Source organism: Pseudomonas sp. B33.4, assembly GCF_034555375.1.
Lineage (GTDB): Bacteria > Pseudomonadota > Gammaproteobacteria > Pseudomonadales > Pseudomonadaceae > Aquipseudomonas.
The window spans coordinates 4,476,527-4,496,872 of the sequence record NZ_CP140706.1 but is presented as its reverse complement, the minus strand read 5'-3'; the positions used below and the strand labels follow the sequence as shown (position 1 = coordinate 4,496,872).

15 protein-coding genes are annotated in these 20,346 nt (G+C 59.4%); 7 read left to right on the top strand and 8 right to left on the bottom strand.

All coding sequences use genetic code 11. The features are described from left to right. Positions 1-80 precede the first annotated feature (80 nt). From U6037_RS19700 to mfd, 3 genes are read right to left on the bottom strand one after another with little or no spacing between them, the layout of a single operon-like run. Positions 81-2,771: a DEAD/DEAH box helicase gene (locus U6037_RS19700; protein WP_322844237.1), complete on the bottom strand. Its 2,691-nt coding sequence runs from the start codon at positions 2,769-2,771 to the stop codon at positions 81-83. 11 nt (positions 2,772-2,782) lie between these two features. Continuing rightward, complete coding sequence (locus U6037_RS19695) at positions 2,783-3,349, bottom strand: CsiV family protein (RefSeq protein WP_322844236.1); 567 nt, start codon at positions 3,347-3,349, stop codon at positions 2,783-2,785. A gap of 10 nt (positions 3,350-3,359) precedes the next feature. Then, positions 3,360-6,809, bottom strand: coding sequence for a transcription-repair coupling factor (gene mfd, locus U6037_RS19690; protein ID WP_322844235.1), 3,450 nt, complete (start codon positions 6,807-6,809; stop codon positions 3,360-3,362). Positions 6,810-7,163: 354 nt separating this feature from the next. Here mfd and U6037_RS19685 point away from each other — a divergent pair, with 354 nt between their 5' ends. Then, entirely contained in the window at positions 7,164-8,627 is a 1,464-nt protein-coding gene (locus U6037_RS19685; protein WP_016986741.1) for a glyceraldehyde-3-phosphate dehydrogenase, read from the top strand. Between the two features lie 170 nt (positions 8,628-8,797). Here the strand turns inward: U6037_RS19685 and U6037_RS19680 are convergent, their stop codons facing one another. Further along, positions 8,798-10,099, bottom strand: a complete 1,302-nt coding sequence (locus tag U6037_RS19680) for an MFS transporter (protein ID WP_016986740.1) — start codon at positions 10,097-10,099, stop codon at positions 8,798-8,800. A 162-nt stretch (positions 10,100-10,261) separates the two neighbouring features. Between U6037_RS19680 and U6037_RS19675 the strand changes: the two genes are divergently transcribed. Together U6037_RS19675 and sthA are read left to right on the top strand one after the other, a co-directional pair. Beyond that, positions 10,262-11,269, top strand: a complete 1,008-nt coding sequence (locus U6037_RS19675; RefSeq protein WP_416221686.1) for an FAD:protein FMN transferase — start codon at positions 10,262-10,264, stop codon at positions 11,267-11,269. A 133-nt stretch (positions 11,270-11,402) separates the two neighbouring features. After that, entirely contained in the window at positions 11,403-12,797 is a 1,395-nt protein-coding gene (sthA, locus tag U6037_RS19670) for a Si-specific NAD(P)(+) transhydrogenase (protein WP_007984277.1), read from the top strand. Positions 12,798-12,839: 42 nt separating this feature from the next. On the opposite strand, the gene U6037_RS19665 is transcribed toward sthA, so the two are convergent. Then, the gene (locus U6037_RS19665; RefSeq protein ID WP_007910500.1) at positions 12,840-13,562 is read right to left on the bottom strand and encodes a glycerophosphodiester phosphodiesterase; all 723 of its coding nucleotides are present in this window, start codon (positions 13,560-13,562) and stop codon (positions 12,840-12,842) included. 14 nt (positions 13,563-13,576) lie between these two features. Next, the gene (locus U6037_RS19660; RefSeq protein WP_016986736.1) at positions 13,577-14,158 is read right to left on the bottom strand and encodes a PilZ domain-containing protein; all 582 of its coding nucleotides are present in this window, start codon (positions 14,156-14,158) and stop codon (positions 13,577-13,579) included. A gap of 94 nt (positions 14,159-14,252) precedes the next feature. On the opposite strand from U6037_RS19660, the gene U6037_RS19655 reads away from it, so the two are divergent. The 3 genes from U6037_RS19655 (at position 14,253) to U6037_RS19645 (ending at position 17,502) form a co-directional block, all read left to right on the top strand. Next, complete coding sequence (locus U6037_RS19655; protein WP_034156426.1) at positions 14,253-15,503, top strand: lipoprotein-releasing ABC transporter permease subunit; 1,251 nt, start codon at positions 14,253-14,255, stop codon at positions 15,501-15,503. Continuing rightward, a complete protein-coding gene (gene lolD, locus U6037_RS19650) occupies positions 15,496-16,194 on the top strand; it encodes a lipoprotein-releasing ABC transporter ATP-binding protein LolD (RefSeq protein ID WP_123451267.1) in 699 nt (232 codons plus the stop codon). Before U6037_RS19655 ends, lolD begins: the two co-directional genes overlap by 8 nt. Positions 16,195-16,257: 63 nt before the next feature. Next, the gene (locus tag U6037_RS19645) at positions 16,258-17,502 is read left to right on the top strand and encodes a lipoprotein-releasing ABC transporter permease subunit (RefSeq protein ID WP_322844233.1); all 1,245 of its coding nucleotides are present in this window, start codon (positions 16,258-16,260) and stop codon (positions 17,500-17,502) included. A 108-nt stretch (positions 17,503-17,610) separates the two neighbouring features. On the opposite strand, the gene U6037_RS19640 is transcribed toward U6037_RS19645, so the two are convergent. Both U6037_RS19640 and U6037_RS19635 read right to left on the bottom strand, forming a co-directional pair. Next, positions 17,611-18,960 (bottom strand): heavy metal sensor histidine kinase, encoded by a 1,350-nt coding sequence (locus U6037_RS19640; protein WP_322844232.1) that lies wholly within the window; start codon positions 18,958-18,960, stop codon positions 17,611-17,613. Beyond that, entirely contained in the window at positions 18,960-19,640 is a 681-nt protein-coding gene (locus U6037_RS19635) for a heavy metal response regulator transcription factor (RefSeq protein ID WP_322844231.1), read from the bottom strand. Before U6037_RS19635 ends, U6037_RS19640 begins: the two co-directional genes overlap by 1 nt. Before the next feature lie 168 nt (positions 19,641-19,808). On the opposite strand from U6037_RS19635, the gene U6037_RS19630 reads away from it, so the two are divergent. Beyond that, positions 19,809-20,342 (top strand): cupredoxin domain-containing protein, encoded by a 534-nt coding sequence (locus U6037_RS19630; RefSeq protein WP_150751282.1) that lies wholly within the window; start codon positions 19,809-19,811, stop codon positions 20,340-20,342. Positions 20,343-20,346 lie beyond the last annotated feature (4 nt).

Here is a 20,346-nt window from a genome sequence, read left to right as displayed (position 1 = left end):
GAATCACAATTTTGTGTACAGCTCATAACCCTGTGGGAGCTGGCTTGCCAGCGATAGCTATTTAACAGGCGACGAAGATCTCAACGCTTGTCGAGCTTGTCCGGCAACGGCGCAAACAACGCCTCAATATCATCACTCTGCAGCTTCCAGTCCCCGGCCTTGCGCCCATCCAGCACGCCCGCCGCCAAGTCGGACTTTTCCTTCTGCAGGTGCTGAATCTTCTCTTCCACCGTGCCCCGGGCAATCATCTTGTAGACGAATACCGGCTTCTCCTGGCCGATTCGATACGCGCGGTCGGTCGCCTGATTCTCGGTTGCCGGGTTCCACCACGGATCGTAGTGAATCACCGTATCAGCCTCAGTCAGGTTCAAGCCGACGCCACCAGCCTTCAGGCTGATGAGAAAAATCTGACGCTTGCCGCTCTGGAATTCCTTCACCGGCGTGCGCCGATCACGGGTCTGGCCGGTCAGTAGCGCGTAGGACACGTTACGTTTTTTCAGCTCATCCTCGATCAACGACAGCATCGAGGTGAACTGCGAGAACAGCAGAATCCGCCGTCCTTCTTCGAACAATTCCTCAAGCATTTCCATCAGGCTGTCAAGCTTGCCCGAGGTGCTGCCGCGAGCGGGCGGGGTGACGTCATTGACCAGGCGCAGATCGCAGCAAACCTGACGCAGTTTGAGCAACGCCTCAAGAATGATGATCTGGCTGCGCGCCACGCCTTTGCGGGTGATCTCGTCGCGGACTTTCTTGTCCATCGCCAGGCGCATGGTTTCGTACACGTCGCGCTGCGCTTCGTTGAGATCGACCCAGTGGATGATCTCGGTTTTTGGTGGCAGCTCGGTGGCGACCTGTTCTTTGGTGCGACGCAGCAAGAATGGTTTTATCCGACCGTTCAGGTGCTGAAGTCTGACTTCACTGCCGCGCTTTTCAATCGGCACCCGGTAATCGGCATTGAAGCTTTTCACGTCGCCGAGCCAGCCCGGCAGCAGGAAGTGGAACAGCGACCACAGCTCGCCCAGGTGGTTTTCCAGCGGCGTACCACTGAGGCACAAGCGCTGGCGTGCATTAAGCTCGCGCGCGGCTTGAGCGGCTTTGCTGTTGGGGTTCTTGATGTACTGCGCTTCGTCCAGCACCAACACGTGCAGCGGTTGCTTGGCCAGACGTTCGACGTCCTTGGGCAGCAGCGCGTAGGTGGTGAGGATCAGGTCGAAATCTGCCAGATTGTCGAAGTGCTTTTTGCGAGTGGCACCGTACAGCGCGACCACTTTCAGCTGCGGCGTGAAGTGCGCCGCCTCATCCAGCCAGTTCGGAATCAGGCTGGTCGGCATCACCACCATGCACGGGCGATCGAGGCGACCGGCGATTTTCTCACTGAGAATATGCGCCAGGGTCTGTAGGGTTTTACCCAGCCCCATGTCATCCGCGAGAATCCCGCCAACCTCCAGTTGCCGCAGCGATTGCATCCAGCTCAAACCCTCGAGCTGATAAGGACGCAGTGTCGCGTTCAAGCCCTGCGGCGCTTCAGCGCTGAAGTCACGAATATCACGCAGGCGCTGAGCAAAGGTGCGGATCTGCTCGCCGCCCTCCCACAGCAGCGGCAAGCCTTCCAGTGAGTTGAGCCGCGTCGCATCCGCCTTGCTCAAGCGCAGGGTGGTTTCGCCCGGCTCCTGCAGATAAAACTCGCCGAGCGTCATCAGCACCGGCTTCAATCGACCCAGCGGCAGCGCTACCTGCAACGGCCCGTGCTCGCTGTTGCGCTGCGGAATATTCACCAGGATCAGCTCGTCATCGCGACGGCGCGCAAGGCGTTCAGGATTGAGGATTTCCGCGTGCGAGCGCATCAGGTTGAGCAGGATCGGCAGCAGGCTCAGGCGCTCACCGTTGACGATGATCCCCAGTTCCAGATCAAACCAGTCGCGCTCCGGCACCTGTTCGACGGTGGCGTACCAGTCATCCACGGCAGTCAGATCGAAGCCGAATTCCTCATCGATCTGCAATTCCCAGCCTTGAGTGCGCAGCTTCGGCAAGTCGTTGAGGGTGAAGGTCAGCCAGGCGCTGTCATTGACCATCTCGTACAGTTCGCCCGCGCTTTCCGGCAGCGCCTTGCTCTGGCGCGTGGCGATGCGAAAACCGAGGATTCTTAACTGTTCGCGGTAGGACTGTTCGACTTCGGGGTGACGTTTTATCCGCAGCGTCTGAGTTTCCTGACGAATCAGGATGTCGCTGTTCTTTTGCCCGCTGACGTATTCGTCGAGATAGCTGAACGACAACGCCGCGCGATGCTGAATGTAGCGCTGCATCTTGCCGTTGCGCGGTTCGAAAGCGCTGAACTCGACACTGGCCAGCCACAGGCGCGGCAAGGGTTGAACGTTGTCGACCAACACTTGCGGAGGGGCTTTCGGGCTGCGGTTTTCCAGCACCGCTTGCAGTTTTTCCAACAGCTCGGCGTCTTTGGCGGCGGCGGGGTAATCGAGGGTTTCCTGCACTTTTAGCAACACCGCTGCGCAGTGTTTGCAGTTGCTGCGCACCGGGCAGGTGCAGCCAGCGTCCACCAGCAACAAAGTGCCTTTGGCTGACTCGCGCAGATGAATCGTCTGACGGTAAACGTTACCGCCAGAGCCTTCGCAACTGGCGGTAATCGTTGCGTCGCCGACCTGGGCGATACGTACCCGGTTTTCCACGGCGTAGCGGCGGCCACGCTCCAGGCTCTGTTCCTTGAATCGGCTGACCCAAGAGGGCGCCAACGGTTTACTCAGCGGCGGGTTCATAAGGACTTCGATCAGTCCGGAATCGCTTCAGGCGCTTCCCGTGGCGCAGGCGCGGTCAGGGAAGTGATCTTGATCAGCAGGGCCAGATGGCCGTTGTCGAGATAGTTGAGCTGGCCGTTCTTGGTGTGGCTGTCCTGTTTCAGGCGCTCGCTGGCAGTGACCAGGCCATTGGCGTCGATCTGATTGACCCAGAAGTCGGCAGTCACGTCGGTGAAGCGTCCGAGCTTCATCTCCAGGGTGCCCTCGATCGGGAATTGGCCGTACTGTTCCTGACCGTCGCTGACCGCGACTTTCGCCGGCGCTTCACCGAGGGTTTGCTGCCAAGCCTTGTGCATCAAGACTGTGTAGTCGCCACTGGCGGTGAGTTTAGTCACCACGTCATTCAACGCAGGCGTGCGCTTGCTGTCGTCGCCCAAGCGCTGGGCACCAGCGGCCCAGTCTTCCGGCGCAGCACGGCTGACAATGGCCGGCACAGCGTTCTGGCGCACCAGAATCATTTCGACCTGATACAGGTCGTCGGCGAAAACCGAGGGTGCTACCAAGGTGAGCAGCAAAGTCAGCGAACGAAACAGGCGCATTGGGCGTCCTTCAAACAGATTTCGGGAGGAGGCGCTCAAACAGCGCCTCTACAGTATTAAAGCGCTCTTCCGGGCGTTCCATCGGCACTTGGAACTTGAACATTGTGGCGCCTTCGAATTTGTAGCGTTTTGGCTGGCTCTGAATCAGCTTGATCAGCGTCATCGGATCGACCGGCGTCTGCGCTTCAAACTCGATGCGTCCACCTTGCGGGCCGCCATCGACCTTCTTGATGCCCAACTGCTCAGCCTGCAACTTCAGCGCTGTGATGCGCACCAGATTCTTCGTCGGTTCCGGTAACAAGCCGAAACGGTCGATCATCTCGACTTGCAGATCCTTCAGGCCTTCCTCATCGGTGGCCGAAGCAATGCGCTTGTACAGAATCAGGCGTGCGTGAACGTCCGGCAGATAGTCTTCCGGAATCAGCGCCGGCACGCGCAGGTTGACTTCCGGGCCACCGCCCAGCGGCTGATCGAGGTTCGGTTGCTCGCCCTTGCGGATCGACTTCACCGCGCGCTCGAGCATTTCCATGTACAGCGTGAAGCCCACAGCCTGAATCTGTCCGCTTTGACCATCGCCAAGCAGTTCGCCAGCGCCACGGATTTCCAGGTCGTTGGTCGCCAGTACGAAACCGGCGCCGAGATCCTGAGTGTTGGCGATCGCCTCCAGACGCTTTTCCGCGTCCGAAGTGATTTGCTGGCGCGGCGGCGTCAGCAGGTACGCATATGCCTGGTGGTGACTACGGCCGACTCGGCCACGCAACTGGTGCAGTTGCGCCAGACCGAACTTGTCAGCGCGTTCGATGATGATGGTGTTGGCGCTCGGCACGTCGATGCCGGTCTCGATGATGGTCGAGGCGATCAGCACGTTGAAGCGCTTGTGATAAAAGTCGCTCATCACCTGTTCGAGTTCGCGTTCGCGCATCTGTCCGTGACCGATACCGATACGCGCTTCCGGCACCAGTTCGGCGAGATCGGCAGCGCACTTCTCGATGGTTTTCACATCGTTGTGCAGGTAGTACACCTGACCGCCGCGCAGCAGTTCGCGCAGCAGGGCCTCTTTGACCGTGCTCTTGTTCTGCTCCATGACGAAGGTGCGCACCGACAGGCGTCGCGCCGGCGGCGTGGCGATGATCGACAGGTCGCGCATGCCCGACACCGCCATGTTCAGCGTGCGCGGAATGGGCGTGGCGGTCAGCGTGAGAATGTCGACTTCACTGCGCAGGGCTTTGAGCTGCTCTTTCTGACGGACACCGAAACGGTGCTCTTCGTCGATGATCACCAGCCCGAGGTTCTTGATTTTGACGTCGTCGGACAGCAGCTTGTGCGTGCCGATGACGATGTCGATCTTGCCTTCGGCCAGATCGGCAATCGCCGCATTCACTTCCTTGGCCGATTTGAAGCGGCTCATCACCTCCACGGTCACCGGCCAGTCGGCGAAGCGGTCGCGGAAGCTGTTGTAATGCTGCTGGGCGAGCAGGGTGGTCGGCACCAGAATCGCCACTTGGCGACCGCCGTGCACGGCGATGAACGCCGCGCGCATGGCCACTTCGGTCTTGCCGAAACCGACGTCGCCGCAGACCAGGCGATCCATCGGTTTCGGCGCGAGCATGTCTTCGCGCACAGCTTCGATGGTCGATTGTTGATCCGGGGTTTCTTCGAACGGGAAACCAGCGCTGAATGTGGCGTAATCGGCTTTCGGGTCAGCGAATGCATAACCTTCGCGAGCCGCACGACGGGCATAGATGTCGAGCAGTTCGGCGGCGACATCGCGCACTTGCTCGGCGGCTTTGCGCTTGGCTTTCTGCCAGGTCTCGGAGCCGAGGCGGTGCAGCGGGGCCAGCGAATCGTCGCTGCCGGTGTAGCGCGCGATCAAGTGCAGGTTGGCCACCGGCACATAAAGCTTGGCGTTCTCGGCGTATTCGAGGGTGAGGAACTCGGCGGCCTGGTTGTCGATTTCCAGAATCGTCAGGCCCAGATAGCGGCCGACGCCGTGGTCAATGTGCACCACCGGCGCACCTTCGCGCAGCTCGGTGAGGTTCTTGATCACCGCGTCATTGCTGACGTCGCTGCGTTTCTCGCGACGCCGACGTTGCATCACGCGTTGGCCGAACAGCGGACTTTCCGCGACCAGCGCCAGTGCCGGGTCATCCAGCATCAGACCTTCGTCGAGCGGGGCAATGGTGATCGCCAGGCGATCCTTGCTCGCGACGAAGTCCGGCCAGCTGTCGACGGTTTTCGGTCGCAGCTTCAGGCGCTCAAGCAACTCCAGCAGGACTTCGCGACGGCCGGCGGATTCAGCGGTGAACAGCACGCGGCCGGGGAATTCATCAAGAAATGCCGACAGCGCCGCCAGCGGTTGCGTGGCTTTGGCTTCGATCGCCAGATTCGGCAGAGCCTGCGCGGGGAAGCGCTCGCGGCCGACGCCGGTTTCCACGTCCTGTTGACTGGCAACGACACGTGGCCAGCTCTTCAAGCGAGCGAAACAATCTTCCACCGGCAGGAACAGTTCCGCTGGTGGCAATAAAGGACGCGATGGGTCGACGCGACGTTCTTCGTAACGATTGCGCACGTCGTTCCAGAAATTCTCCGCCGCTTGCTCGATGCCCGGCAGCGAGAACACTTGCGTGTCTTGCGGCAGGTAATCGAACAGCGTCGAGGTTTCGTCGAAGAACAACGGCAGGTAGTACTCGATACCGGCCGGCGTGATGCCGCTGCTCAGATCCTGAAAGATCGGGCAGCGCCGGAAGTCGACATCGAAACGCTCGCGGAAGCGCGCCTTGAAACGGGTGACCGCGTCTTTTTGCAGCGGGAACTCGCGGGCCGGCAGCAGCTTGACCGAATCGACCTTGTCGATGGAACGCTGGTTTTCCGGATCGAAAGTGCGCAGGGTTTCGATTTCGTCGTCGAACAGGTCGATCCGATAGGGCAGTTTGCTGCCCATCGGGAACAAGTCGATCAGTGCGCCACGGACGGTGAACTCGCCGTGCTCATACACCGTGTCGACGTAGCGATAGCCACTGGCTTCGAGCCGCGAACGCATCTGCTCAACGTCGAGCTTCTGCCCTACATCCAGCACCAGGCTGCTGCCGAGCAGGAACTTGGTCGGCGCCAGGCGGTGCAACGCTGTGGTAATCGGCACCACCAGCACACCATGCGCCAACTCCGGCAGCCTGTATAAGCTGGCAATACGCTGGGAAATGATGTCCTGGTGCGGCGAGAACAGGTCGTACGGCAGGGTTTCCCAGTCGGGGAAATGCAGAACGGGCAAATCCGGGGCGAAGAAACTCAGCTCCTGTTCCAGTCGTTCAGCGCTTTGGCTGTCGGCGGTCAGTAGCAGGGTGAAGCGCTTGGCAGCGCTGGCAGCCTCGGCAATCGCCAGGCTGAGGGCAGCACCGGGCAAATTGCCCCAATGCTGTTTACCTGCCTCGGCAGGGAGTAGCGGTAGACGCAGAACGGGCACGGAAGGTTGAGCTCCAGGCTTTGCGACAAAGTCGGTAATTGTAGCGGCGTCCGGTGCCGCCTGTCAGTTGCAGACTACGTCTATCTTCGCAGTTTCGGCGAAATGTAGTGGTAACCATAAAAACGAGCTGTTTTTTTGCAGTTATGTAGTGCCGAAACCGGGTGGTGTTACGGAGGGTTACAGACATCGTCTAACAGTCGACGAATAATTGACAGCGCTGGAGGCCGCGTATTTACTGGGCTGGCGCGAGGCGTGATTTTTTTGAAAGGGATTTTGTTACCGATTTCGCGACAAGCGCGCATTGCTGAATGAGGTTGTCGGCGGCATAATGTAGCCCCTTTTTTCTGCCCCTACATGTGGAAGGTTACCGTGACTCAGAAGCCCGACCAGTGTCTTGGTGAATGGATCGACCGTGAAGCACTCGCAGAAGCGATGATTCCGCTTATCGGTCAGCTCTACCGCAATAACAACGTGGTGAGCTCGATCTATGGCCGCAGCCTGATCAACCAGTCTGTCATCGCGATTCTCAAAGCTCACCGCTTTGCGCGCCACCGTTCTTCCGACGACAGCGAACTCTCCGTCCACGAAACATTCCCACTGCTCAAAGCCATGAGCGAGCTCAAGCTCGGCGCGGCTTCGGTAGATCTGGGCAAGTTGGCGTTCAAATTCCGCAACGAAGGCAATGGCCGCAGCGCCGAGCAGTTCGTTCGTGAAGAAATGGCTGACGTGGTTGGCCAGCAAAACGCTTCCGCACGTAAAGGCACTGACGTTGTGCTGTACGGCTTCGGTCGTATCGGTCGTCTGCTGGCGCGCATCCTGATTGAAAAAACCGGTGGTGGCGACGGCTTGCGTCTGCGTGCCATCGTCGTGCGCAAAGGCGCCGAAAACGACCTGACCAAACGCGCCAGCCTGCTGCGTCGCGATTCGGTACACGGTTCGTTCAACGGCACCATTACCATCGACGAAGAAAACAACACCATCACCGCCAACGGTAACCTGATCCAGGTGATCTACGCGAAGAACCCGACCGAAGTGGATTACACCCAGTACGGCATCAAAGACGCGCTGCTGGTGGACAACACCGGTGTATGGCGTGACGCCGATGGCCTGGGTCAGCACTTGCAGTGCCCGGGTATCGACCGCGTTGTTCTGACCGCGCCTGGCAAAGGCAAGCTGAAGAACATCGTTCACGGCATCAACCACGGTGAAATCACCGCTGATGACAAGATCGTCTCCGCCGCTTCCTGCACCACCAACGCCATCGTGCCGGTGCTGAAAGCTGTGAATGACAAGTTCGGCATCATCAACGGTCACGTCGAAACCGTTCACTCGTACACCAACGACCAGAACCTGATCGACAACTTCCACAAAGGCGATCGCCGTGGTCGTAGCGCCGCGCTGAACATGGTAATCACCGAGACCGGTGCTGCCACCGCTGCTGCCAAGGCCCTGCCTGAGCTGGCCGGCAAGCTGACCGGTAACGCGATCCGTGTGCCGACGCCAAACGTGTCGATGGCCATTCTCAACCTCAACCTTGAGAAAGCCGCCACCCGTGAAGAGATGAACGAGTACCTGCGCTACATGGCGCTGCACTCCGATCTGCACAAGCAAATCGACTTCGTCAATTCGCAGGAAGTGGTTTCGACTGACTTCGTTGGTTCGCGCCACGCCGGTGTGGTCGATGCCGAAGCGACCATCGTTCAGGACAACCGCGTTGTTCTGTACGTCTGGTACGACAACGAGTTCGGTTACAGCTGCCAGGTTATCCGCGTGATGGAAGACATGGCTGATGTGAATCCGCCAGCGTTCCCGCGCTAAGCGATAGCTGCACATGAAAACGCCCCGGCTTTGGTCGGGGCGTTTTTGTTTGTGTGTCAGTTGGATCTGTGATGCCAGTCTAGGCCTCATCGCGAGCAGGCTCACTCCTACATGGGGATTTGTGAACGACGCAGATCCAATGTAGGAGTGAGCCTGCTCGCGATAGCTATTTAACGAGCGCCGCCGGGTATGGCTGCTTGCGCAGTACGTAACTCGTGCTTATTGCCCCGGAACAGCACCAGCGTCGCAATCAACCCCAACACCGCTGCACCACTGAGCCAGATTCCCGGTGCCGCCTTGTTATCCAGCACATGAATCAAATACGTACACGCCGCCGGGGTAAACCCGCCGAAGGTTGCCGTCGCCAAGCTATAGGCCAGCGAGAAGCCGGTCGTACGCACCTCCACCGGCATGATCTCGGTCAGCGCCACCACCATCGCGCCGTTGTACGAGCCGTACAGGAACGACAACCACAACTCGACGATCAGCAAATGGCTGAAGCTTGGGTTCGCCACCAGCCACGACAGCGCCGGATAGGCTGTAAGAATCGCCAGAATCGTCGCCGCCAGCAGTAGGGGTTTACGTCCGATCTTGTCAGACACCGAACCCATCACCGGCAACCAGAAGAAGTTCGACAGACCGATACATACCGTCACCAGTAACGCGTCGAAGTCCGACAGGTGCAGCTCAGCCTTGCCGAACGTCGGGGTGTAGGCGGTGATCAGGTAGAAAGACACCGTGGTCATCACCACCAGCGCCATGCCAGCGATGACGATGCCAAAGTTCTGACCGATCGAGCGGACAATTTCCCGCAGGGTAGGGCGATGTTTCCGCGCCTGGAATTCCGGGGTTTCCTCAAGCGAGCGGCGAATGACGAAGATCACTGGCACAATCATGCAGCCGATCAGGAACGGCACGCGCCAGCCCCAGTCACCCATTTGTTCCGGGCTCAGCCAATGGTTGAGACCCACACCGAGCAATCCGGCGAAGACCACCGCTGCTTGCTGGCTCGCAGACTGCCAACTGACGAAGAAGCCCTTGCGGCCCGGTGTGGCGATTTCTGCCAGATAGACAGAGACACCGCCCAGCTCCACGCCAGCCGAAAAGCCTTGCAGCAAGCGACCGAACAGTACGATCAGCGGCGCGGCGACACCAAGGGTGGCATAGCCCGGTACGCAGGCAATCAGCACCGTACCGGCAGCCATCAGCGCCAATGTGATGATCAGGCCCTGACGACGGCCATGACGGTCGATGTAGGCGCCGAGGAAGATTGCCCCGAGCGGTCGCATCAGGAAGCCGGCACCAAAGGTCGCCAGCGACAACATCAACGACGCGAAAGCGCTGTCGGTGGGGAAGAAGGTCTTGGCGATGGCTGTGGCGTAGAAGCCATAGACCATAAAGTCGAACATTTCGAGAAAGTTGCCGCTGACAACGCGAAAGATCGCTTTGCCTTTGCCCGTGGTGGAGGACATGTTCAGGTACTCACTATTGGATTTTGTATAAAGATGTTGCAGATCCTTTAATTCATAATGGCCGCCGCGGTTTTACGGAGAGATGAATAATTGTTCATTGGACGGTTGCTTGGGCTTGTGATTCTGGCTGGCCTATTGGCTGGCTGCGGTAGTGGCGACTCCATGGAAGGCTTCGGTGGGCCGACCATGGGCAGCACGTATTCGATCAAGTACGTGCGCCACGCCGGCATGCCTGAATCAGCGCAGGTTCGCAGTGAAGTGGAGGGTATCCTCGGCGAAGTCGATCGGCAGTTATCCACCTATCGCAATGACTCGGACATCGAGCGCTTCAACGCTTTGCCCGCGAATAGCTGTCAGAAAATGCCTGCATCGGTTCTTGAATTGGTCCGCGTTGGCGAACAGCTGTCAGTGCAAAGCGAAGGCTCCTACGACCTCACTGTCGAGCCGCTGATGAATCTCTGGGGATTCGGCCCGCAGGGACGCGAAGAGAAAGTCCCTGGCGCCGCCGCACTCGCCGAGGTGATGTCGCGCGTCGGTCATCAGCACTTGCGCATCAATGGCGATCAGTTGTGCAAGGACGCCGCCGTCGAAGTCGACTTCAACAGCATCGCCGCCGGTTATGCCGTCGACACTATCGCGGCGAGGCTCGACGCCATGGGCATTCAAGACTACTTGGCCGAAGTCACAGGTGAATTAAAGGCCAAAGGCAGAAAACTCGACGGCTCGCCCTGGCGCATTGCTTTGGAAGAACCTCGTGATGATCAACAGGTCGCCGAGCGCATCATCAATGTCGACGGCTACGGCGTTTCCACCTCCGGCGACTACCGCAACTATTTCCTGCAGGACGGTCGGCGCTATTCCCACACCTTTGATGCCCGCACGGGGGCACCGGTCCTACACAGCCTGGCGTCAGTCACGGTGATTCATCCTTCAGCGCTGATGGCCGATGGACTATCGACGCTGTTGCTGATTCTTGGCCCGGAAAGGGCGTGGGACTATGCCGAAAAACATGAGATTGGTGCATTCTTCGTGATTCGTGCCGATACAGGTTTTGTCATCCGCACCAGTCACGCTTTCGAGCAACTCAGCGGCAAAAAACTGACTGAGAACAATACGAAAGCTGGCGTTGTAGTGCAGGCAAAAGTAGCCTACGACGCGACCAAGGGTTAATGTGCGCGGCGTTGACGCTTCTATAGACTGTGTCCGGGTTCTTGATTGACCCCCAATTGTTCCTTCGCGCCGCCGTTCGGCGTGATTTAGCCGCCGGTGCTGCTGGCACCGCGGCCTGTTCTGAGGAGTACGCATGGCTGTCTACAACTACGACGTGGTGGTACTGGGTTCCGGCCCGGCGGGAGAAGGCGCGGCAATGAACGCCGCCAAAGCAGGGCGCAAGGTCGCGATGGTCGACAGCCGTCGCCAGGTCGGCGGCAACTGCACCCACCTCGGCACCATCCCGTCCAAGGCACTGCGTCATTCGGTGCGGCAGATCATGCAGTTCAACACCAATCCTATGTTCCGGGCGATCGGTGAGCCACGCTGGTTCTCCTTCCCGGACGTGTTGAAAAGCGCCGAGAAAGTCATTTCCAAACAAGTCGCCTCGCGCACCGGCTACTACGCCCGTAACCGCGTCGACGTGTTCTTCGGCACCGGCAGCTTCGCCGACGAACAAACCATCGAAGTGGTCTGCGCCAACGGTGTGGTCGAAAAACTGGTCGCCAAGCACATCATCATCGCCACCGGCTCGCGCCCGTATCGCCCGGCGGACATCGATTTTCATCACCCGCGTATCTACGATAGCGACACCATCCTCAGCCTCGGCCACACCCCGCGTAAACTCATCGTTTACGGCGCCGGCGTGATCGGCTGCGAATACGCCTCGATCTTCAGCGGTCTGGGTGTACTGGTTGAACTGGTCGATAACCGTGGTCAGTTGCTGAGCTTCCTCGACTCGGAAATCTCCCAGGCGTTGAGCTACCACTTCAGCAACAACAACATCACCGTGCGCCACAATGAAGATTACGATCGCGTTGAAGGCGTCGACAACGGCGTGATCCTGCACCTCAAGTCCGGCAAGAAGATCAAGGCCGACGCCTTGCTCTGGTGCAACGGCCGTACCGGTAACACCGACCAGCTCGGTCTGGAAAACATCGGCGTCAAGGTCAACAGCCGTGGCCAGATCGAAGTCGACGAGGCTTACCGCACCTGCGTACCGAACATCTACGGTGCCGGTGACGTGATCGGCTGGCCGAGCCTGGCGAGTGCCGCCCACGACCAGGGTCGTTCGGCCGCTGGCAGCATCGTTGATAACGGTAGCTGGCGTTTCGTCAATGACGTGCCGACCGGCATCTACACCATTCCGGAGATCAGCTCGATCGGCAAGAACGAGCAGGAGCTGACCCAGGCCAAAGTGCCGTATGAAGTCGGCAAGGCGTTCTTCAAAAGCATGGCGCGTGCGCAGATCGCCGGCGAGCCGCAAGGCATGCTGAAGATCCTGTTCCACCGTGAAACCCTGGAAGTGCTGGGCGTGCACTGCTTCGGTTATCAGGCGTCGGAGATCGTCCACATCGGTCAGGCGATCATGAACCAGCCGGGCGAACTGAACACCCTGAAGTACTTCGTCAACACCACGTTCAACTACCCGACCATGGCTGAAGCCTATCGGGTAGCGGCGTACGACGGCCTCAACCGGCTTTTTTGACGGGCTCCGGCCGGTGGCCTGAGCCGGCCGGGGAGACCGATTTCAGCAATTCTCGAGGGTGGCAGTGGCCAAACCGGGAAAGTCTGTAATCAGGCTGTCAACGCCGAAGTCGGCGAGCCTGCGCATCAGCGCAGGTTCGTTGACGGTCCACACCGACACATGCAGTCCCTGACGCTGCGCCTTCTGCAGGCGTTCCGGCGTACACAGCGTCCAGTTCAGCGCAAGAATCTCACAGCCATAACTGGCCGCGACCTTCAACGGGTCGAGCCAGGCGTATTCGGCGACCAGTCCGCGCGACACATCCGGCACCAGATCCAGCGCAGCTTTCAACACTTCCCGCGAACTCGAGGTGATCGTCACCTTGTCGAGCAGGCCATGCCGTTGGGCCATTTCACGAATCGCCAGCACCGTGGTTGCGGCGCGCGTACGTGAAGCGCTTTTGACCTCCAGTTGCCAGTGCTCGAAATCACACTTCTCGAACAACTCTTCCAGCGTCGGAATCGGGCACGGCTTGATCCAGCCCGGGCCGCCCTTGCGCGCGTCGTAGGTCACCAATTCGGCGGCGGTGTGCTCAACGACTTTGCCGCGGCGTTCCGTGGTGCGTTTGAGGGTCGGGTCGTGGATGACCATCAACTCGCCGTCCTTGGACAGGTGCAGATCCAGTTCGCAGCGGCGCACGCCGTGCTTGAGACATTCCTGAAAACTGCTCAGGGTGTTTTCCGGTGCTTCGCCCTTGGCGCCGCGGTGGCCGTAGATGAGGGTCACGGTTCTTCCTTAAATTAAATGCCTGATTCGTTCTGTTCGCGGGCCAGACGTCGTTCCTGAGCCTGCTTCTGCAAGATATAGCGGGCGAGCAACTGGCGCTGGGCATCGGTCAAGTGTTCGAACTCGGTGCCGACGTCATAACCTTCGCCCTTGCGGTCGCAATGGGTGACGCGTGCGCGCAGCAGCAGGCCCAGCGCTTGCGGCATCAGCACCAGTTTCACCGACAGGTGTGCGCCGGTGGCAATCGGCGTCGGGTACTGAAAGTCGATCCCGCCTTCGGAGATGATCACCGGTTGCGGCTCGCCGATATGGCCGAGCACGGTCAGGGCGACCACCTGGCTGAGCAGGTCGATGCGCTTGTTCTGCGATTTCAGAAACGCGGCGATGGCCCGGTCGCGCTCGCTGATCTGGCGCAACAGGTGCTGCGACTCGAATTCGCTCAGGTGCAGTTCGCTGAGCAGGTTGAAGAGTGGGGAAGCATCCTGCAACACTTCCTGGCCTGCGGCTTCGGGAGCGGACAGGGGCCGAATTTCCAGTGCGATCGTGTCCTCGATACGGTAGTATTCGCGGCGATCTTCTTCATCTAATGTCGACATGGCGAACCCATGGTAGCGGCGGTGGTCTGAGTGTAAAGCTGGTTATCGACCCCCGCCACAAGGACGTTCCTTTTCCCTCCGAACAAGCCCCGACATGTTCAGACCTCTCTTCGTATTTATCGGCACGCGTTATACCCGTGCAAAGCGTCGCAATCATTTTGTGTCATTCATTTCCCTGACTTCGATGATCGGGCTCGCCCTTGGCGTGGTCGTGATGATCGTCGTGCTATCGGTGATGAATGGTTTCGATCATGAGATGCGCACCCGCGTGCTGGGCATGGTGCCCCACGCGACCATCGAATCCACTGAGCCGATTAACGATTGGCAAAGCCTGGCCACCCAGGTCAAGCAGAACCCGCAGGTGACGGCGGTTGCGCCGTTCACCCAGATGCAGGGCCTGCTGACCAATAACGGTCAGGTGTCCAAGGTGTTGCTCAATGCCATCGACCCTGCGCTTGAGCGCAACGTGTCGATCATCGACAACTTCATGAAACAGGGCAAACTCGACGATTTGACGCCGGGCAGCTTCGGCATCGTCATCGGCGACAAGGCTGCGACCAAGCTGGGCGTGGGCATCGGTGACAAAGTCACCTTTGTTGCGCCGGAGGTCAGCGTGACCCCGGCCGGGATGTTCCCGCGCATGAAGCGCTTCACTGTTGTGGGCATTTTCCATGTCGGCGCCGGTGAGCTCGACGGCTATCTGGGCGTCACCAACCTGCAGGATCTGGCGAAGATGCACCGCTGGAAGCCTGATCAGGTGCAGGGCATTCGCCTGAAGTTCGACGACCTGTTCCAGGCGCCGCGCGTGGCATGGAACATCGCCCAGCAGCTTGGCGAAGACCATTACTACGCCCGCGACTGGACGCGCACCCACGGCAATCTGTATCAGGCGATCCGCATGGAAAAAGCCATGATCGGCCTGCTGTTGCTGCTGATCGTCGCCGTTGCCGCGTTCAACATCATTTCCACGCTGGTGATGGTGGTGAATGACAAGAAGGGCGACATCGCCATTCTGCGCACATTGGGCGCGACGCCGGGCACGATCATGCGCACGTTCATGGTGCAAGGCACGGTGATCGGCGTGGTCGGTACGGCGATTGGCGCGGTGGTGGGTATTTTCGCCGCGCTTAATGTCAGCGCCGCGATCTCGGCACTGGAAGGCCTGATCGGCCACAAATTCCTTAATGCTGACGTGTATTTCATTGATTATCTTCCGTCGCAGGTGCAGAGCCAGGACGTGGTCATGGTCTGTGCGGCGGCGTTGGTCCTGAGTTTTCTCGCCACCCTGTATCCCGCCTGGCGTGCCGCGCGCACCCAGCCGGCGGAGGCGCTACGTTATGAGTGAGTCGGGCATGAGTGAACAAGCAATCTTGAGCTGCCGCAACCTGGGCAAATCCTACGAGGAAGGTCCGGAGTCGGTAGAAGTACTGGCCGGACTGCAACTGGAGTTGCACCCGGGCGAGCGTGTAGCGATCGTCGGCACTTCGGGTTCGGGCAAAAGTACCTTGCTCAACCTGTTGGGCGGTCTCGATACGCCAACCAAAGGCAGCGTCTGGCTCGACGGTGAAGAACTGTCGGCACTGAGCGAGAAGAAGCGTGGCCTGCTGCGTAACCGTGCGCTCGGTTTCGTTTACCAGTTCCACCACTTGCTGCCGGAATTCACCGCGCTGGAAAACGTCTGCATGCCGCTGCTGATCGGCAAGACGCCGATTCCGGAAGCCCGTCAGCGCGCCACGGCATTGCTGGAGCGCGTCGGCCTCGGCCATCGTCTGGAGCACAAACCGGCCGAACTGTCCGGTGGTGAGCGTCAACGTGTCGCCATCGCCCGTGCACTGGTGAACAAACCAGGCCTGGTGATGCTCGACGAGCCGACCGGCAACCTCGACTCGCACACCGCGCAGGGCATTCAGGATTTGATGCTGGAACTCAGCACCTCGATGCGCACCGCGTTCCTGGTGGTGACTCACGACATGAACCTGGCCCGCCAGATGGATCGCGTATTGCACCTGCAAGAAGGTCGCCTCACGCCCATCTGATTGGCTGAAACCTGACGCTTGCAAAGGCGTTGGGTCTTTTATTTTTATACGGTGCCCCAGCGAATGTTCAGACCGTTATCGATCTTTATCGGCACGCGCTATACCCGCGCCAAGCGCCGCAATCGCTTTGTTTCGTTCATTTCGATGACCTCGATGATCGGCCTCGCCCTCGGCGTGCTGGCGATGATTGTGGTGTTGTCGGTAATGAACGGCTTCCAGCGCGAAATGAGCTCGCGCATCCTCGGCATGGTGCCGCACGCGACCATCATTGGCGTGAAGCCGATTGATGACTGGCAGCCGGTTGCCGCCGCCGCGATGAAAAATCCTGAAGTGACTGCCGCCGTGCCGTTCACTGAGATGGAAGGCATGCTCTCCTATAAGGGGCTGATGCAGCCGATCCAGATCAGCGGCGTTGACCCGGCGCAGGAAGGCAAGGTGTCGATCGTTGCCCAGCACATCGTGCAGGGCCGTCTCGATGCCTTGAAACCGGGCGAGTTCGGCGTGGTAATCGGTGAAATCACCGCACGGCGTTTCCGTCTCAATGTCGGCGACAAGATCACCTTGATCGTCCCGGAAGTCAGCACTGCGCCGGGTGGCATCACGCCGCGCATGCAGCGTCTGAACGTGGTCGGTGTGTTCAAGGTCGGTGCTGAACTGGACGGCTCGATGGGTCTGATCCATGTGGCCGATGCCGCGACCATGCAGCACTGGGAGCCGAATCAGGTACAGAGCGTGCGTCTGGCGGTCAAAGACCTGTACGCCGCACCGAAAGTCTCCTCGGACATCGCCGCCGGTTTGGGCTCCGATTTCAAGGCTGACGACTGGACCCACACCCAGGGCAGCCTGTTCAGCGCAATGAAAATGGAAAAAACCATGATCGGCCTGCTGTTGTTGATGATCGTCGCGGTGGCGGCGTTCAATATCATCGCAACGCTGATCATGGTGGTGAACGACAAGGGCGCGGACATCGCGATTTTGCGTACCATCGGCGCCACGCCACGGCAGATCATGGCGATCTTCATGGTGCAGGGCACGGTGATCGGCATTGTCGGTACGATCATTGGCGGCGTGTTGGGCGTGATTGCGGCGTTGAATGTCAGTCAGATCGTGGGCTGGATCGAGCGAGTCAGTGGGCAGCATATCTTCAGTTCTGACGTGTACTTCGTCAGCAATCTGCCGTCGGAATTGCAGGGTGGGGATGTGCTGTTGATCTGCTCGGCGGGCTTTATTCTGAGCTTCCTGGCGACGGTATATCCGGCCTGGCGGGCGGCGAAGATCGAACCGGCTCACGCCCTGAGATATTCATAAACCTTTAGACCGCTTTCGCGAGCAGGCTCGGTCCCACAGGGGATTTGTGAACGACGCAGATCCAATGTGGGAGCGAGCCTGCTCGCGAAGGGGCCGGAACTGCTGGCCTCAATCTCCCTTGGGTAGCTCAATCACAAACCGCGTCCATCCTTCTTCAGATTCGCAATGAATCTGCCCACCATGGGCACGGACGATGGATTGAGTAATCGCCAACCCCAACCCTGCATGCTCACTGCTGCCTTCCTGCCGCGCCGGATCGGCCCGATAAAATCGATCAAACAGGCGTGGCAACAACTCCGCAGAAATCCCTTCACCACTGTTCTCGACTGAAATGCGTACCGCGTTCGGTTGATCAACGATCCGCAAGCTCACGTAGCCCTCAACCGGGGTAAACCGCAGCGCGTTATCGAGCAAGTTCGATAAGGCCCGGCGCAACATGCTGCGATCACCCTCGATTCGCCCATGGCCCTCACGACTCAGCCTGACCCCAGCGTCCTCCGCCAGCGGCGCAAAAAACTCCAGCAACACATCGGTCTCATCCGCCAGTTCCAGCGGCTCACGCTTAGGCATCAGCAGACCGTGATCAGCCTTGGCCAGGTACAACATGTCGTTGACCAGTTGCGCCATCCATTGCAGTTCTTCGAGATTGCTGTGCAGCGCTTCGCGGTAATCTTCGATCGGCCGTGGGCGGGTGAGGGTCACCTGAGTGTGGGTCAGCAGGTTCGACAGCGGTGTGCGTAGTTCATGGGCGATGTCGGCGGAAAACGCCGAGAGCCGCTGAAACGAGTCGTCTAGGCGTGCGAGCATGGCGTTGAAGCTGTGGGCCATTTCCGCAAGTTCTGGCGGCATTTGTTCTTCTGGGAGTCGGGCATTCAGCGATTGTGCGGAAATCCCACGAGCGACTGCACTCATGCGTCGCAATGGCCGTAAGCCGCTGCGTGCTGCCCAGGCACCGAGCAAAGCGGTGGCCAGTGCCGAGAGACCGACAGTCAGCCAGATCAGATGCTGCATGCGTTGCAGGAAGTGCTGGTGATGGGTGATGTCCAGCAGCATTGTCAGTTGCGGGGAATCGGCTTTTTCCGGGTAGAGCGGGGCGTTGAGCACGCGGTAATCGGTGCCGTCATGGCTTATGGTCGACAGGCCGGATTGTTGCGGCAAATCCTTGGGGATTTGCGTCGAACTGTCATACCAGCGCTGGCCGTCACTGCCGGTAATGCGCAACGACAGATCGGCCTGACGGCTCAGCTCATCCGCCAGCCGCGCCTCACGTTGAGCGGGTTGAACATCCTGCAAGGCGCGGCGCAGGCCAATCAGTTTGCCGTCCAATTGCTGTTGATCGAGTTCGATAAAGTGCGCCTCGCTGGCGCGGTCGAACAGCACGCCGGCGAACAGTGAAACCACGGCGGTGCACGCGGCAAACAACAAGGCCAGGCGCGAACTCAGGGACAAACGGCGCATCAGGCGCTGCGCTCTTCGAGCACGTAACCCATGCCGCGCACGGTGTGGATCAGTTTGTCAGGGAACTCATCGTCGATTTTCAGGCGCAATCGGCGGATTGCCACTTCGATGACATTGGTGTCGCTGTCGAAATTCATGTCCCAGACCTGTGAGGCAATCAGCGATTTCGGCAGCACTTCGCCTTGGCGACGCAGAAGCATTTCCAGCAGCGCGAATTCCTTGGCGGTCAGGTCGATGCGCTGGCCGCTGCGCTCCACGCGGCGGCGGATCAGATCCAGGCGTAAGTCAGCTAATTGCAGACTGGTTTCCTGCGGCGTGGCGCTGCCGCGTCGCAATAGACTGCGCACCCGCGCCAGTAACTCGGAGAAGGCGAAGGGTTTGACCAGATAGTCGTCGGCGCCCAGTTCGAGGCCGTGAACCCTGTCCTCCACGGCGTCTTTGGCCGTGAGAAAAAGTACCGGCGTATCCAGCCCGGCGCTGCGCACCGCTTGCAGAATCTGCCAGCCGCTGCGACCCGGCAGCATCACGTCGAGGATCAGCAGCGCGTAATCACCGCTCAGCGCCAGTTGCTGACCGCTGTTGCCGTCGGCCACCAGTTCGGTGTTGAACCCGGCCTCGGTCAGGCCCTGGCGCAGGTATTGGCCGGTTTTCGCTTGGTCTTCGACGATCAACAGTTTCATGGGCGACTCGGGTGGGTTAGGGGGTGTTGTAGTCACGAAAGCTTTATACCGTGAGCGCTGGCGACAAACGCCAACCTGACAAAGTTGTAATCTCCCTGTCAGGTAGATGCCAGCGCAGGCCGGCTAAAGTTTCCCATAAGCTGAATCTTATCTTGTTGGAGAACGACCATGTTTTTACGCCAATCCCTGACGTTGGCTGCCTGTCTGTTGGCGCTGAGTTCACCAGTGTGGGCCGCGCCGGCACACAACTACGACTTCGGCCAGCCAGCGCCTGCCGCCAAAGCCACGCGCAGCATCGAAGTGGTGATGGGTGATATGTCGTTTGATCCGAAAGCCATTCAGATCAAGGCCGGTGAGACCGTTCGTTTTGTGCTGGTGAATAAAGGCCAGTTGTTGCACGAATTCAACCTCGGTGACGCGGCGATGCACGCCAGACACCAGCAGGAAATGTTGCAGATGCAGCAAAGCGGCATGCTTACGCCTACCGGCATGAAGGAAATGTCCCACGACATGGCCGGCATGGATCACGCAGCGATGGGCCATGGCATGAAGCACGACGACCCCAACAGCGTGCTGGTCGAACCGGGCAAGACCGCCGAACTGACCTGGACCTTCAGCAAGGCCACGAGCCTTGAGTTTGCCTGCAATATTCCCGGGCATTATCAGGCGGGCATGGTCGGCAAACTGACTGTCAGTCAGTAAGCAC

Excerpts from the sequence above, each read along its gene's own strand:
- U6037_RS19640 (WP_322844232.1), bottom strand. The coding sequence starts at position 18,960 with ATGCGCCGTTTGTCCCTGAGTTCGCGCCTGGCCTTGTTGTTTGCCGCG.
- U6037_RS19660 (WP_016986736.1), bottom strand. The coding sequence starts at position 14,158 with ATGTCGACATTAGATGAAGAAGATCGCCGCGAATACTACCGTATCGAG.
- U6037_RS19635 (WP_322844231.1), bottom strand. The coding sequence starts at position 19,640 with ATGAAACTGTTGATCGTCGAAGACCAAGCGAAAACCGGCCAATACCTG.
- U6037_RS19700 (WP_322844237.1), bottom strand. The coding sequence starts at position 2,771 with ATGAACCCGCCGCTGAGTAAACCGTTGGCGCCCTCTTGGGTCAGCCGA.
- U6037_RS19675 (WP_416221686.1), top strand. The coding sequence starts at position 10,262 with ATGGAAGGCTTCGGTGGGCCGACCATGGGCAGCACGTATTCGATCAAG.
- U6037_RS19630 (WP_150751282.1), top strand. The coding sequence starts at position 19,809 with ATGTTTTTACGCCAATCCCTGACGTTGGCTGCCTGTCTGTTGGCGCTG.
- lolD (WP_123451267.1), top strand. The coding sequence starts at position 15,496 with ATGAGTGAGTCGGGCATGAGTGAACAAGCAATCTTGAGCTGCCGCAAC.
- U6037_RS19695 (WP_322844236.1), bottom strand. The coding sequence starts at position 3,349 with ATGCGCCTGTTTCGTTCGCTGACTTTGCTGCTCACCTTGGTAGCACCC.
- sthA (WP_007984277.1), top strand. The coding sequence starts at position 11,403 with ATGGCTGTCTACAACTACGACGTGGTGGTACTGGGTTCCGGCCCGGCG.
- U6037_RS19645 (WP_322844233.1), top strand. The coding sequence starts at position 16,258 with ATGTTCAGACCGTTATCGATCTTTATCGGCACGCGCTATACCCGCGCC.
- U6037_RS19655 (WP_034156426.1), top strand. The coding sequence starts at position 14,253 with ATGTTCAGACCTCTCTTCGTATTTATCGGCACGCGTTATACCCGTGCA.
- U6037_RS19680 (WP_016986740.1), bottom strand. The coding sequence starts at position 10,099 with ATGTCCTCCACCACGGGCAAAGGCAAAGCGATCTTTCGCGTTGTCAGC.
- U6037_RS19685 (WP_016986741.1), top strand. The coding sequence starts at position 7,164 with ATGTGGAAGGTTACCGTGACTCAGAAGCCCGACCAGTGTCTTGGTGAA.